13 protein-coding genes are annotated in these 14,236 nt (G+C 49.3%); 7 read left to right on the top strand and 6 right to left on the bottom strand.

Annotated elements, in window-relative coordinates; translation table 11 throughout:
* Position 1 precedes the first annotated feature (1 nt).
* The 6 genes from sdhD (K9N57_06445) to sdhD (K9N57_06420) all read right to left on the bottom strand — a co-directional run bounded on the left by sdhD (K9N57_06445) (position 2) and on the right by sdhD (K9N57_06420) (position 4,056).
* Positions 2-373, bottom strand: a complete 372-nt coding sequence (gene sdhD / locus K9N57_06445; GenBank protein MCF7803810.1) for a succinate dehydrogenase, hydrophobic membrane anchor protein — start codon at positions 371-373, stop codon at positions 2-4.
* Positions 374-384: 11 nt separating this feature from the next.
* Complete coding sequence (sdhC, locus tag K9N57_06440) at positions 385-720, bottom strand: succinate dehydrogenase, cytochrome b556 subunit (protein ID MCF7803809.1); 336 nt, start codon at positions 718-720, stop codon at positions 385-387.
* A gap of 96 nt (positions 721-816) precedes the next feature.
* Entirely contained in the window at positions 817-1,542 is a 726-nt protein-coding gene (locus tag K9N57_06435) for a succinate dehydrogenase iron-sulfur subunit (protein MCF7803808.1), read from the bottom strand.
* A 17-nt stretch (positions 1,543-1,559) separates the two neighbouring features.
* Positions 1,560-3,290 carry an FAD-dependent oxidoreductase gene (locus tag K9N57_06430; GenBank protein MCF7803807.1) on the bottom strand — a complete coding sequence of 577 codons (1,731 nt, stop codon included), beginning with the start codon at positions 3,288-3,290 and terminating at the stop codon, positions 1,560-1,562.
* A 15-nt stretch (positions 3,291-3,305) separates the two neighbouring features.
* On the bottom strand, positions 3,306-3,686 hold the full coding sequence (gene sdhC / locus K9N57_06425) for a succinate dehydrogenase, cytochrome b556 subunit (GenBank protein ID MCF7803806.1): 381 nt from the start codon (positions 3,684-3,686) through the stop codon (positions 3,306-3,308).
* 10 nt (positions 3,687-3,696) lie between these two features.
* The gene (gene sdhD, locus K9N57_06420; GenBank protein ID MCF7803805.1) at positions 3,697-4,056 is read right to left on the bottom strand and encodes a succinate dehydrogenase, hydrophobic membrane anchor protein; all 360 of its coding nucleotides are present in this window, start codon (positions 4,054-4,056) and stop codon (positions 3,697-3,699) included.
* A 493-nt stretch (positions 4,057-4,549) separates the two neighbouring features.
* Here sdhD (K9N57_06420) and K9N57_06415 point away from each other — a divergent pair, with 493 nt between their 5' ends.
* From K9N57_06415 to K9N57_06385, 7 genes are all read left to right on the top strand, one after another.
* The gene (locus tag K9N57_06415; protein MCF7803804.1) at positions 4,550-5,104 is read left to right on the top strand and encodes a hypothetical protein; all 555 of its coding nucleotides are present in this window, start codon (positions 4,550-4,552) and stop codon (positions 5,102-5,104) included.
* Positions 5,105-5,139: 35 nt separating this feature from the next.
* Positions 5,140-6,369 (top strand): hypothetical protein, encoded by a 1,230-nt coding sequence (locus K9N57_06410; GenBank protein ID MCF7803803.1) that lies wholly within the window; start codon positions 5,140-5,142, stop codon positions 6,367-6,369.
* Between the two features lie 617 nt (positions 6,370-6,986).
* Complete coding sequence (locus tag K9N57_06405) at positions 6,987-7,283, top strand: GIY-YIG nuclease family protein (GenBank protein ID MCF7803802.1); 297 nt, start codon at positions 6,987-6,989, stop codon at positions 7,281-7,283.
* Between the two features lie 354 nt (positions 7,284-7,637).
* A complete protein-coding gene (locus tag K9N57_06400; GenBank protein ID MCF7803801.1) occupies positions 7,638-9,362 on the top strand; it encodes an acyl-CoA dehydrogenase family protein in 1,725 nt (574 codons plus the stop codon).
* A 253-nt stretch (positions 9,363-9,615) separates the two neighbouring features.
* Positions 9,616-10,269: an MBL fold metallo-hydrolase gene (locus tag K9N57_06395; GenBank protein MCF7803800.1), complete on the top strand. Its 654-nt coding sequence runs from the start codon at positions 9,616-9,618 to the stop codon at positions 10,267-10,269.
* 87 nt (positions 10,270-10,356) lie between these two features.
* Positions 10,357-11,730: a dipeptidase gene (locus K9N57_06390; GenBank protein MCF7803799.1), complete on the top strand. Its 1,374-nt coding sequence runs from the start codon at positions 10,357-10,359 to the stop codon at positions 11,728-11,730.
* A 233-nt stretch (positions 11,731-11,963) separates the two neighbouring features.
* Complete coding sequence (locus tag K9N57_06385) at positions 11,964-14,129, top strand: DPP IV N-terminal domain-containing protein (protein MCF7803798.1); 2,166 nt, start codon at positions 11,964-11,966, stop codon at positions 14,127-14,129.
* Positions 14,130-14,236: the final 107 nt, after the last annotated feature.

Genomic DNA, 14,236 nt, shown 5'->3' with positions numbered 1-14,236 from the left:
ATTAATAATCCACTGGTTTGTGTATCACAATTATTGCTGTCGTGCCGAGCATAAAGATAGCGAACATGCCGATATACATGATGGTCGTAACCGCTACTCTCCAGCCGCGATGGGTAATGTAATCATCGATGATCATCTTTAGGCCGTTCGCACCATGATAGAGTGCAAAGAGCAGAAAGGAAAACTCGAATGTTTTCCACCACGGGTTCGCCAGTTTGGTAATGGCTAAATCATAACTGATATTACTGACGCCTTCCACGAAATGATAGACGCCAAAGTGGAACAGGACCTGGAAGAACAGGATGATTCCCGTAATTCGCTGGAGGTACCATCCAATGGCGCCGGAATTACTTGTGACGTGCTTTAAACTCATATTTTACCCCCTTATGTCCAGAGAAAATAAGCACCGGCGAGAAATACTACGCCAGTGACAATATAGGTTGCCCAGAGCAATGGCTTTGGATAGCGGGATCCGCTGGCAAAGTCCAGCAGAATAATCCGTAATCCATTCACCGCATGGAACATAATTGCCGCAAACAGAAAAATTTCCAACACCTTGAATAACGGAGTGTTATACAAGGCGATGACCTGATTAAATTCTCTGGGACCCTTGGCGATACTGAACATTCCTTCAATATGGATAATTATAAAGATAACCAGACCGACTCCGCTCAATCGGTGTAGTATCCAGGAAAGCATACCACCTCGCCATTTATACATAAAAATCCTCCTCCGATTCGCCAATGCGAGGGTTAGTAGTAGTAATTACTAGGAGTAATTACATCATATTAATAGATAGAATATTATATGAACAAACTAGTGCTTTTTCAACGACGGACTAAACCGATCGGCAGTTAAGTGGCGTTTTAAAACGGCAATTGATCCGGTGACATCGATATCTTTGGGACAAACTTCCTGGCAGTTGAAAATCGTATGGCAACGCCAAACACCGTGTTCGCCATCCACCAGTTCCATGCGTTCCTCACGAGCGGCATCTCTGGAATCGGAAAAGAAGCGCTGGGCCTTTAATAACGCGGCCGGTCCGAGGTACTCATCATCGTAATTGTTAACGGTACAGGAGGCAAAACAGGCGCCGCACAGAATACAGTCAATAATCGTATCAAGATGCGCCCGTTCGTCCGGCGTTTGAAGCCGCTCTATTTCACCGGGTTCATCCCCGGGAATGAGATACGGTTTAATATGTTTATATTTTTCCCAAAAGGGATCCATGTCCACAAAGAGGTCTTTCGTTACCGGCAGATGTGCCATTGGCCGGATTTTCACCGTTTTGGTATTCAGCGCGCTGATTTGGGTCTCACATGCCAGGCGATAGGTCCCGTTGATATGCATGGCGCACGATCCGCACACACCCGCACGGCAAGACGATCGGAACGCCAGTGAACCATCAATATGCTCCTGGATGTAATACAGTCCATCAAGGACCGTCATTCCGGATTTGGTCGGTACCGTGAATTCCGCAGTGTACGGCTTCTTATCCTTTTCCGGGTCGAATCGGAATATTTTGAATGATACTTCGCTCATATTCGTTCTCCTGCAGGTTAGTACTTGCGTTCTTTGGGTTCCCAGATACTCAGATCCACTTCGGAGGAGTCGAACCTGGGGCCGTCATTGGTGTAGTAGGCAAGCGTATGGTGCAACCAGTTGTCGTCGTCCCTGGTTGGGAAATCCGTCCGGAATTGTGAACCCCGGCTCTCCTTTCGTCTGGCCGCGCCTTTTATCATGACTTCTGCCATCGCAAGATTCCCGCCTAATTCCAGCGCCCACAGCAGATCAAAGTTGACCCGGAGGCCGGTACTGTTCAGCGTGATATTTTGGTATCGCTCCAGGAGTTCTTCTACCTTTTCGATACCTTCCTGCAGCGTTTTTTCTTCCCGGAAGACCCAGCATTTCCGGTTCATAGTTTCTTCCAGCTCATCTTTAATATCCGCCGGATTTTCTTCGCCGGCACCAGTGAACATGCCATCCAGGCGTGAAAGTTCCCGTTTTCTGGCGTCTTCGAATATTGTATCATCAGGCGTCTTGCCGCTGGCGCCATCCAGGACGTATTGTGCCGCGGAATCTCCGGCAATGGCGCCGTAAACGATGGTTTCCAGCATGGAGTTGCCGCCGAGCCGGTTTGCGCCGTGAACGCTGACAGACCCGCACTCGCCCGCCGCATAAAATCCGGGAACCCTCGAGGCCCCCAGTTCATTGGTATCAATTCCCCCCATTGTATAATGCATCCCCGGTTGAACCGGGACAGGCGCTTCAATGGGATCCACGTGAACGAATTTCATGGCCAAATCCCGGATACCGGGTAGCCGCTCAAGAATTTTATCGCGACCCAGATGTCTCAGATCCAGATGCAGGTATTCATCTTCGAATCCCCGGCCTTCCATAATTTCCCTGGTCATGTTGCGGGCGACGATATCTCTGGGAGCCACTTCCATTGCTTTGGACGAATCATCATAATTTGCCAGGAAGCGATCACCCTCATTATTCAGCAAGAATCCGCCTTCACCGCGGGCCCCTTCGGTCATAAGAATATTGGTTCCGAACAGCGTGGTTGGATGGAACTGGACAAATTCCAGGTCCTTGATGGGAATGCCCGCCCAGTAGGGGATGGCCATTCCCAAACCCGTGGATATCAACGCATTTGTGGTTTTTCCAAAGATGCGCCCCGCGCCGCCGGTTGCAAAGATTACCGCTTCCGATTTAATGACGTCAATCTCACCTGTTTGAAAATCCCAGACAATGACACCGTGACACACACCGTCGTCGACGATCAAACCGGTGACGATTTGTTCGTCGTAGACCACCATTTCGCCCCGTTCCGAGGCCTGTTCATATTTGACGCACTGCTCGTAGAGTGTATGCAGGAGCACGTGTCCGGTTTTATCCGAGGCAAAGCAGGTTCGCGGAAACCCGGCTCCGCCGAAGGGGCGCTGGGCAATCTTGCCGTCTGTCGTCCTGCTGAAAGGCACGCCCCAATGCTCCATTTCGCGTACCCGTTCGGAGGCATCTTCCGTCAGGCGTAATGCGGATTTTTGGTCGGCGAGATAGTCGCTTCCCTTCACCGTGTCAAATGCGTGGAGCTCCGGCGAATCATGGGATCCCCTGGGGTGATTCCCCAGCGGAGCATTAATCCCACCCTGCGCTTCAACTGAATGGGATCGCAGAGGGTGAACTTTCGAAACCACCGCAACTTTGACGTTCCGCTTATTCAGCTCCAGCGCCGCGCGCAAACCCGCCAGGCCACCGCCAACCACAATAACTTGATGATATCTCATTTTGTAAATCCTTTCTCAGACGGGTTTTGTGATTTCCGGAATAAAAATTGACAGACTGATAATTGCTACGATAGCCGTCAAAATAACGACCCAGGCCAGCATCCGCTTTTGCTGCCGGGTGAATCGCATGATGTCAACGAACGTCACCCGGATGCCATTAAACAGATGATACGCTACCGCCAATAATAACAGGTATTCAAAAATGTGGCCGACCAGATTATCCCATTTGTCCAGAGAATGGTTAAACGCGGCTTCCCCATCCTGCACGGCACTCAACGTCCAGATGTGCAGGAATACATAAATCGTCAGGGCAACTCCGGTTATCCGATGCAGGACAAATGAGACCATTCCCCAGTTCCAGTTGAGTTTCAGCTCGGTCAATGAATTCAGTTTCATAATGTCCTCCTTATGCCGAGACTGTAAACGGAATTAATGTGATGAAGCCCCAGATCACCGTAGCTACGCCAATGAGAAAAAGCCCCCATCCGTAGATTTGCTTCAATTTCGGGGAAGGATTATAATCGGTCAGCACATTCCAGATGCCGTTTAATCCGTGGTATACCACCGCAATAAGGAGCAGTGAATCAAACAGGATCCATCCCGGTGAGGAAAGTCGCTCGACAACTTTCTCGAATGTCAGCGGTTTTTCAATGAAATAGTGTAGTACCCAGAAATGCACAACCATTCCAACCACGAGGAACAGCGCGCTGAGGCGTTGCATAAACCATCCGAATACATGAGCGAAACTAGGTCTGTAAATTCTCATAATTCCTCCATTCCATTATGGAAAAATCGTTATCAACATAACGTTGGTGTATTAGCGAGGAGATGGAAATCCGGATTCTCTCAGGTGTGTCTGGGAATAGTACTGCAAAAATTGTACTCGAATTGTCCGGGAGCGACAGGGATACCATGTAAAGGTATATGTCGCTTGGATTCACCGGTGCCGGATATCCCGGTCACAAAGGATGTTTGTAATCAATTTTGCCCCTGGGCAGGGGACTCAATACAAAATATGAGATGAACTTCCAGCCATTTTGCAAATGTTGAGAAAAACACACTCCGAACCTGACTGATCCGTGGATATTTGGCGATGTGATAGAAAAATGACGGGAGTTGGAGGGTTGCCAAGTTGTGGTTCACTAGATGACCTTGGCGCGGAAACCTGATTTCCGGGCACATCGCCGTCACCTTCCTGCTTGTTTTTTCAGAGAGATTGGGTAAATTTCTCTGTCTAAAGAGGAAGGTCAGATACGCTTATGTTTGAAAATTTTCAACGATGGGTGGCACTCAGGAAACTGGAGCAACAAAGCCGTAAGAACGATGACGGTACAATCTCCTTCAGCAATGCTGTTTCCCGGATTAGCGAGATACTTATGTGTCTTCCATGGGATTACCGGGAATTCCGGGTCGCGCGGTATGTGCTCAAGTCATTGGATCAGGAGGACGTTGACCACAGGATTACGTTCGTGGCACCGGAAGAGTACAGGAATTTAATTCCTCGCCGTAAACATGACCGGATTTTAACCATTAACGGGACCGGCCGGGATCATCTGGGGCGATTTACGAGTGATTTCGTGGAGCGGGTGTTGGACCACGAGTACCAGGCCGCTGCCGATTTTAATACGGAGTTTGATTTCGGCACCTCACTCCTCTGCAGGCGTTCCGATGCTCCAATCCGGATCGGGTTTGCATTTGAGTATGCCAGGGTGTTCTACAATATTGAAATCCGGAAACCGGAAGATAAGTTCTTACTGGAGGGGGCCTATCGGAGTGTCCAGCGAATGCTTGCCATCGAGTCGGTGAAAGACTGATTCCTTCAAATGTTTTATAAACCGGAGAAATTGAGATGAATCTTTGTCTCTTTGAAGATCGACGCGTTGAAGACTGTTCTCCTATTACTCTGACCCGGCCTGTTTTTGACATGCGTTGCGGCATATCACCACTCCGCGAAAAAATCGAGCACCGGTTGTCCGGTGAGGAAATAATTTATCACGTCCGGGAGTATCTGAAGGATGTCGTTCGGGAAGCGTATCCGGATGCTTTGGTCAACCAGCTCCCGGCGGAGGATACACTGTTCATCAATGGCCGGGTGTTGTTTAACGAATTCTACGAAATCATGGAACACGAAAACGAACCGGTGCTCTATGAACAGGATGACCAGATTTTTGCCGCATTTGTACCGGCGCGGCTCATTTCGAAGGTCACAGTTACTGGCGAGGAAAAGCTGCTTTCTTTTGACAATATATCGTTTGCGGAAACTCATTCAGTTCGGTGGAAGGCGTTCCGATATCCCTGGGAATTTGTCCACTCGAACGCTGCAGAAATTGAAGCGGATATCCACCGGAAAAACCTGCAGAAATCTGTACCGACAAGCGACTATCCCCAAGCCCATTTTGTGAACGATGCACAGATATACATCGGCACCGGGGTGACAATCCATCCCGGCGTTGTGCTTGATGCGACGTCAGGGCCGATTGTGCTGGATGAAGAGGTAACCATCGGAAATAACGCATCCATTACCGGGCCGTGCTATATTGGCAAACACTCCAAAATTTCCGCGGTCAGTAACATCACCGGGGACGTATCAATCGGTCCCGTGTGCAAAATCGGCGGTGAGGTGACCGAATCAATAATCCAGGGCTATTCCAATAAAAAACACGGCGGATTTTTGGGAGGATCCTTTCTGGGTGAATGGGTGAACCTGGGAGCGGATACCAATAACAGTGATTTGAAGAATAACTATTCTACGGTGTCGGTCCCGGTGAACGGTGATTTAGTGGACACCGGTCTACAGTTTTTCGGCTGTATTATCGGCGATCATTCCAAGACCGCCATCGGCACCACCATCAACACTGGATCTTCCATTGGCCTCGGGAGCAATCTTTTCGGTACGGGATTCCCGCCGAAGTTCATTCCGTGCTTTTCATGGGGCGGTGCTGACTCACTGGTGGAACACCAGTTTTCAAAGATGGTAGAGACTGCGGAAATGGTAATGGGGCGACGGGAGGTTGAGATGACTGCTGCCTACCGGACTATGCTAGATGTGGTTTTTCAGAGAACTGCCGGTCATCGGTAAACACGAGTGATCGGATTACTGATGGTTTACGGTACATTGAAAGGGAAATAAAACTGGTCATTTCAAATAAGCCACTTCAGGGGTACGCTGAGGAACCTCGCAAAGGAGCCATCGGGGAAAAATGACCAGATCATTCAACGATTCCGCTTGGGCGGTGCCGCTCAGAATGGTTGTATTACCAGTTAGCAAACGTAAAACTTAAGTCATTCCGACCGAACGTCAGTGAGCGGAGGAATCTCGGAAAGGAACCTCCGGAGTCTAAAATACTACTCTCCCTGCCTCGCAATAAAATTGCGAGGCTACCCTATGGAGCCTTGAAATCTTATTCCAAGGCGGGCAGCTCGGTGGGAGAATATCCGTCCTTTGCACTCCGAGGTGAAACTGACCAGATCCTTCAACTGCGGTTCGAATACATCGAATCCTCACTCAGGATGACTGCTGGGTTTAGGTCTTATAGATAAAGAATATATCGAGTCATTCCGACCGACCCCGATTCATCGGGGGAGCGGAGGAATCTCGTGAGGGAACCTCCGAGGTAAAGTTAACGAGATCCTTCGGCTCCTCCGCTTGCGCGGAGTCGCTCAGGATGACTGGTTGGTTTAGACTCTGAAAAGTATATGCCCGACACTTACTACGTCTATATGGAAACCAATGAATGGCATACCGTCCTCTACACCGGTTTGACTAATAACCTCATCAAGCGCGCATACCAACACCGGCAGAAGTTAATTGACGGATTCACTAAAAAGTATAATGTGACGAGGCTGGTCTATTATGAGTTGTATCCCACGGCATGGGAGGCTATTGAGCGGGAAAAGCAAATCAAAGGCTGGCGGCGGGAGAAAAAGGAGGGGTTGATTAATGCGATGAATCCGGAGTGGAAGGATTTGTACGACACGTTAGATTATGAATAATGACACATACGTATCAAAACAGTCATCCCGACTGAGCGTAGCGAACGGAGGGATCTGGTGACGAATTCTCCAGAGTGGAATTTATGAGATCCTTCGACTGCGGTTCGATTACATCGAATCCTCGCTCAGGATGACTGGTGGGGTTTTCGCCTTTTTTATCAGACGTATAATTTGAAAAAGTCATCCTGAACGAGCTTTCTTCATCCGGAAATCGGGCGTTTGTCCGTAATCGGAGTACTGCACTCCAATAATCCCCACCGATTACCCTTTTTTCTTGGTCCACCCCATATTACATTTATTCACGATAGATTGAGTCGCCGGACACAACTATTATTTCTATCCTGGAGGTCTATTATGGCTGACACCCATCAACCGAGTTTCATGAAGTCACTTTTTCAGGGTAAAATCGAGGAAGATCTGCTTTTTCCATATCCTGCACTGGATGGAGAAGAAGCCGACAATCTGGAATTACTCATCGATACGCTCCACAAGTTCGCGGCGGATAATATTGATTCAAAAGCCATTGATGAAAACAGCGAAATTCCCATGGAGGTGTTGAATGGTTTAGGTGAATTGGGCCTCTGGGGATTGATAATCCCGGAGAAGTATGACGGATATGGATTCTCCCAGACGGCGTATAGCAAGGTTTTCGAGGAAATTGCCCGCATTGACTCATCCATTGTGGTGACGCTCGGCGCACATTCCTCCATTGGACTCAAGGGACTATTGCTTTTCGGTTCTGATGAGCTAAAACAGAAATACCTTCCCGGTCTCGCTACCGGAGAGCAGCTGGCGGCGTTCGCTTTGACTGAACCGGGTTCCGGGAGCGATGCCGCGAGTATTGCCACCCGGGCGGAGTTATCGGACGATGGTAAATACTATATTCTGAACGGAACGAAGATTTGGATTACCAACGGCGGCATCGCGGACGTGTTTACCGTGTTCGCTCAGACGGAAATGGAAATCGACGGGGAGAAAAAGGATAAAATCACGGCCTTTATTGTTACCAGAGATATGGAGGGTTTCAGCAGCGGAGGGGAGGAGAAAAAGCTCGGAATCAAGGGAAGTTCAACCACGGAGCTGCATTTCGATAATGTGAAGGTCCCGGTTGAAAATATGTTGGGACCAAGGGGGAAGGGCTTCAAGGTGGCGATGATGGTATTAAACAGCGGACGACTGGGGCTAGCATCGGGATGCGTTGGCGCTATGAAGGATTTGGTCGGTATGAGTACGGAACACGCCCTGCAGCGGGAGCAATTCCAAACAAAGATTGCCGAATTTGAGATCATCAAAGAAAAGATTGCCCGCATGAATATGAACGCGTACGTCACCGAGAGTATGGTGTATCATACCACGGGACTCGCCGATATGGAGGAAGTGGATTATTCTTTGGAATCGGCTATCTGCAAGGTCTATGCGTCGGAGAAGTTGTGGGATGTGGTAAATGAAGCGTTGCAGATCAGTGCGGGCGCCGGATATATGAAAGAATATCCGTATGAGCGTTTTCTCCGGGACAGCCGGATAAATATGATTTTTGAGGGTACGAATGAAATCCTTCGGGTTTTTGTGGCGCTCATGGGTATGGAAGCGCCGGGCGATTATTTGAAGAAAGTGGGTAAAGCGCTCAGGGATCCTATCAAATCGGCAGGACTGCTGACAGATTATGTATACAAAAAAATTCGACGATCCGTAACGCATCAGGAACTTCCGAAAGCGCACGAAGCGTTAAAGCCTTCTGTGGAAGCATTTACCAAATATGTAGACGAACTCGCCGGTACCGTGGAGAAGGTATTGACCACACACGGTAAAAAAATTATCCACCGGGAACATATCCAAAAACGGATTGCCGAGGCTGCCATGGAACTTTATGCCATGGGGACTACGATTTCCCGGACTACCGCAGACATCGAAGCCGATGGACTTGAGTCGAGCCAGGTCGGTATCGATATCTGTAATACGTTCTGCGAGGAATCCTGGCGACGGATCAGGCGGCGGCTAACCATGACCGAGAGTAATCAGGATGAGACCATAAACGCAATGGCTGAGGCGATCTATGCCCGGCGAGGATACGTGAGTTAGCCTTTATCACCGGCTGCGAGGATGAGATATGACATTGAGCTCGGGAGGTAGCTTGTTCCATGTTTTTTGGCGGTTTACCTTGAATCAGTCGCTCGAAAATGGTATCGTTATTCGCTATATTTTAAAAGCAGACGAAAGAATATAAATAGTATCTTGAAACAATATTTCATAGCGGTGAATAAACATAACATCTCTTCTCTGGGATTACTTTTAATTCGACTTGATCGGTCTTGCAGAGAGGGAAAGGAGTGTTATGATCATTGAGAGTATTGAAGGCGGATACGACAAGAATTTTACTTATCTCATTGCGTGCGAAAAGAGCCGGCAGGCAGCAGTTATTGACGCCGCGGTAGGCGCGGAACAGATTCTCCGGACGGCATCCGACCTTAACCTGAACCTCCAGTATTTGATCCTGACACACAGTCATCACGATCATTATGCATGGGCTGACGCGCTCTTAAAAAAAATGCGCAATATGACGCTGGTGATGTTTGGGAATGCCATTAAAGATATTGGCGAAGATAAACATATATCAGTTGAAGATAAGGATACTATGTTTCTGGGGGGCGAACAGTTGAAGTTTTTACACACCCCGGGGCATTATCCCGACAGTATTTGTGTGGTGGCCGATGGTGCGGTATTTACCGGTGATACCCTGTTTGTCGGACGTACCGGGCGCACGACCAGTCCGAAAAGTGATACCAGGCAGCTGTACAAAAGCATTAAGGAAAAAATCCTCCCACTACCGGATGAAACTGTTGTGTATCCCGGCCATAATTACGGCGATAAACCGTATAGCACCATCAGGGAAGAAAGGGAAAATAACAAGTTCCTCCAGGCGGATTCTGCTGACGAATTCAAAGATATTATGGCCGAATACGAGGAGATGCGTAAAGTCGGTACCTGAAAGTTATTCCCACAAAAGGCAGTGAGTTTGATGATTTCTGAGTTTCCGAATTTTCATATTACATTATAACAGAGCAGAGGGGAGTCAATGGATAATATTATTTCGTACCTGCGTGAGCATCGGGCAGATTATTTGGAGAAAGTGAAAGATATCGTTGCCATACCCAGCGTCAGCAGCGATCCGGAGCGGAAGAGTGAGATGATCCGGTGTGCGGACCACCTGAAAAATGATATGGCCGAGGCTGGATTGGAGAACCTGGAACTCAAGGAAACGCCCGGAAATCCCATCGTATACGGGGATTGGTTACATGCGGAAGGCGCTCCGACAATCCTGATTTACGGCCATTACGATGTTCAGCCCGAAGATCCGGTGGATCTCTGGGAGACGCCGCCATTCGAAGCTACTGAGCGGGATGGTCGCCTCTATGGCCGTGGCGTCATTGATGACAAAGGGCAGCTCTACATTCATTTGGCAGCGCTGAAGGCCTGGTTTGAAAATGAAGGTCAATTACCGCTGAACGTGAAGGCGATCTTCGAGGGCGAAGAGGAAATCGGAAGCAAGCATCTGGACGATTTCCTGAACGAGAACAAAGAGATGCTTCAGGCGGACTGTGTGGTTGTCTCCGACACAGGAATGTTCGCTAAGGGGGTTCCCTCAATTACGTATGGATTACGTGGTCTTGCCTATTTCCAAATAGACCTGGAAGGGCCGTCCGGAGATTTGCACTCCGGATCATTTGGCGGGCCGGTGGACAATCCCGCAAATGTGTTAGTTCGGATGTTGGCGCAACTGAAGGATGACGATGGCCGCATTGCAATTCCGGGTTTCTACGATAAAGTTCAGGAACTCACCGACGAAGAACGGGAAAATTTTGCCAATCTGCCTTTTGATGCAGATGAATTTCGCGACGAGAGCGTTGGCGCACCCGGATTGGCCAAAGATAAGGAATACTCGGTGCTGGAGCAGCTCTGGTGCCGTCCGACGCTGGACATCAACGGTCTGAACTCCGGGTTTACCGGCGAAGGTGCCAAGACGGTGATTCCGTCGAAAGCCATGGCCAAAGTCAGCATGCGATTGGTTCCGCATCAGGATCCGGAGAAGATCGGTGACCTGTTTGAATCCTTTATCAAAGAGATAGCGCCCGATACAGTGAATGTCAAACTCACCCGGATGCATGGCGGCTACTACTATCTCGCCGATATCAACGAGCCGATGTTCGAAGCGGCACGGGAATCCGTGAAGCGGGCGTTTGACAAGGAGACCGCGCTGATCCGGGAAGGCGGTTCCATTCCGTTTGTGCACAGCATTACCCATATTCTGGACTCACCGGCCATTTTACTGGGATTCGGTCTGCCGGATGAGAATGCGCACGCCCCCAACGAGTGGATGGATCTGGAAAACTTCTACCTCGGTATGGAAAGTATTGCATACCTTTACGAGGAGATCTCCAAACGGACGTGACCTTACCATTACTGTAATGATGCTATAAAGATGCCATCCCGTCCGGACGGGATGGCATCTTTTGGTATAGGATTAAATCATTGGAAACACACTATTCGCGAACCGAAACCTTCTTATTACTCTGTCCGGACGGGTAATTGAGTCATTGCGAGCTATTGTGGGGCTTTAGCCCATTTAAATATCAGACTCTGCAATAAAGCAAGAATATGTAAACTTGTAACACAGGAAAGTAGATGAGGACACGTTTTTTTATCACCATATTGATCATTCTGTCACTGGCGGTATCTGTCACAGCTCAAACTGAGCAACTCACCGTTGAAAAGATCTACCGGGATTTCAACTTCTCCGAGCAGACACCGGAGGAGCTTACCTGGCTGCCATCGTCTGAAGCCTATTCCTATATATCCAGAGACTCAGTGAGAGACGAGGAGCAAATCGTCAAAGTTGACGCCGAAACTGAGGAGCGAAGCACCGTGGTCACGGAGGATTCTCTGGATCCCCAGGACGATTCCGTGTCGGTTTCCCTGAGATCGTATCAATGGCTGCCTAACGAGAGTGGACTGGTGTTTACAGGGTCAGGCGAGGTTTGGTATTACGATTTGAGGGAGGAAAAATTAGTCCGCCTGACAAACTCCGATGCTACTGAGGAAGTGGTACAGTTGGCGCCAAACAGTCGATATATCTCGTATGTACGGGAGTACAATCTCTATCTCTATAATTTAAAAACCGGAAACGAGACGCAATTAACTCAAGACGGAGATAAACAGCGATTCAACGGGAAGCTGGACTGGGTCTACCAGGAGGAACTCGTTGGCCGCGGGAATTTTACCGGTCACTGGTGGAGCCCGGATTCCCGGCACATCGCGTACCTGCAGTTTGACGAATCCCAGGTGCCGGATTATCCGTTGGTGGACGAAATTCCGTATCACCCGGATCTGCGTATGATGCCGTATCCCAAGGCCGGCGATCCCAATCCGGTGGTGAAACTCGGGGTCGTCAACACCGAAGGGCAACCGGAGACAACGTGGATGGATGTTGGGAATAAAACAGACCAATATATTCCCCGGGTTTACTGGGTGCCGGACGGAGAACGGCTGACGTTTATGCGATTGAACCGGAGCCAGCAGCATCTGGAGTTTTTAGTGGCAAATACCAGCGATGGAGAATCCCGGGTGATCCTGGATGAATCCGATCCCTCCTGGGTCAATATTGGGGATGAAGTCCATTTTTTTCAGGAGTCGGAGCGGTTCTTGTGGGGATCCGAGCGGAGCGGATACCGACACCTCTATCTGTATGATCTGGACGGGAATCTCATTAACCAGATTACGGATGGCGAGTGGATGGTCACCGAGGTCTCCGGAGTGGATGAAGTACGAAACCAGACATGGTTTATTGCGACAAAGCAGGACATAAATCAGCGGCAATTATACCGGGCAAATCTTGATGGTACAGGGCTTGAGCGAATTTCTTCACGCACCGGCTCCCACGAAATTTCGTTATCGCCGGACGCCAATTATTATTTTGATGAGTATTCCGATCTGCTGGTACCGGAATACCTTACACTCCACTCCAATGATGGAAAAAGGCTTCGGACCATCGGCAAGACACCGGAACTCCGGACCGAGCGATACGGGTTACAGGAACCGGAATATTTTACCTTTCAGGGGGACAGTGGCCTTACGTTTCACGCGTCGATACTGAAGCCGCCAGAGTTCGATCCGGATCAGGAATACCCTGTGCTAATCTACGTATACGGCGGCCCCCACGCCCAGGTTTTGGCCCGGGACTTCGGTCGCAAGCGCCATCTCTGGCACCAGATGATGGCACAAAAAGGCTATATCGTGTTTAGTATGGATAACCGGGGATCTTACGGCCGGGGCCATCGCTGGGAGCAGGCTGTTTATAAGCAATTGGGTAAGATGGAACTCCGGGATCAGCTCCGGGGTGTTGAGTATCTCAAATCGTTGCCATATGTGGATGCCGATCGGATCGGTATCTGGGGCTGGAGCTACGGCGGATACATGACGCTGTATGCGCTCACCCATACTGAGGCGTTCTCCACCGGCATTTCGGTGGCGCCGGTGACGGACTGGCGGAACTACGATACCATTTATACAGAGCGCTACATGGGATTACCGTCGGAGAATCCGGACGGATATAAACGGAGCGCCCCCACGAATTATGCCAATGATTTGTCCGGAAAGCTTTTGTTGGTACACGGAACCGCTGATGACAACGTGCATTTTCAGAACTCCGTACAGATGATTGACGCGCTTATTGCCGCCGGGAAGGATTTTGACCTAATGATTTACCCCCAGCAACAACACGGTATCAGTCCTACCAAAGACCGTATTCATCTTTATGAAAAGATGACGCGGTTTATTGAGGAGCATTTGTAGATACTCCTCCGTCGGTGGCGGTTTTACGTTTATGTCTTATGGAAAAGGAAAAATAAGTCATTCCGACCGAATCCGGCGGCTGCCGGATGAGCGTCTCACCAGAGTCT

It is taken from the genome of Candidatus Neomarinimicrobiota bacterium (genome assembly GCA_021734025.1).
Taxonomy (GTDB): Bacteria; Fidelibacterota; JAANXI01; order JAANXI01; family JAANXI01; genus JAANXI01.
Note: the sequence above shows the minus strand (reverse complement) of the source record. Positions and strands in the feature narration are given on the sequence as shown.

Bases quoted from the DNA above. Each gene is read 5' to 3' on its own strand.
- sdhD (MCF7803810.1), bottom strand. From the start codon at position 373: ATGAGTTTAAAGCACGTCACAAGTAATTCCGGCGCCATTGGATGGTAC.
- K9N57_06430 (MCF7803807.1), bottom strand. From the start codon at position 3,290: ATGAGATATCATCAAGTTATTGTGGTTGGCGGTGGCCTGGCGGGTTTG.
- sdhD (MCF7803805.1), bottom strand. From the start codon at position 4,056: ATGAGAATTTACAGACCTAGTTTCGCTCATGTATTCGGATGGTTTATG.
- K9N57_06400 (MCF7803801.1), top strand. From the start codon at position 7,638: ATGGCTGACACCCATCAACCGAGTTTCATGAAGTCACTTTTTCAGGGT.
- K9N57_06410 (MCF7803803.1), top strand. From the start codon at position 5,140: ATGAATCTTTGTCTCTTTGAAGATCGACGCGTTGAAGACTGTTCTCCT.
- K9N57_06415 (MCF7803804.1), top strand. From the start codon at position 4,550: ATGTTTGAAAATTTTCAACGATGGGTGGCACTCAGGAAACTGGAGCAA.
- K9N57_06385 (MCF7803798.1), top strand. From the start codon at position 11,964: ATGAGGACACGTTTTTTTATCACCATATTGATCATTCTGTCACTGGCG.
- K9N57_06405 (MCF7803802.1), top strand. From the start codon at position 6,987: ATGCCCGACACTTACTACGTCTATATGGAAACCAATGAATGGCATACC.
- sdhC (MCF7803806.1), bottom strand. From the start codon at position 3,686: ATGAAACTGAATTCATTGACCGAGCTGAAACTCAACTGGAACTGGGGA.
- K9N57_06390 (MCF7803799.1), top strand. From the start codon at position 10,357: ATGGATAATATTATTTCGTACCTGCGTGAGCATCGGGCAGATTATTTG.
- K9N57_06395 (MCF7803800.1), top strand. From the start codon at position 9,616: ATGATCATTGAGAGTATTGAAGGCGGATACGACAAGAATTTTACTTAT.
- sdhC (MCF7803809.1), bottom strand. From the start codon at position 720: ATGTATAAATGGCGAGGTGGTATGCTTTCCTGGATACTACACCGATTG.
- K9N57_06435 (MCF7803808.1), bottom strand. From the start codon at position 1,542: ATGAGCGAAGTATCATTCAAAATATTCCGATTCGACCCGGAAAAGGAT.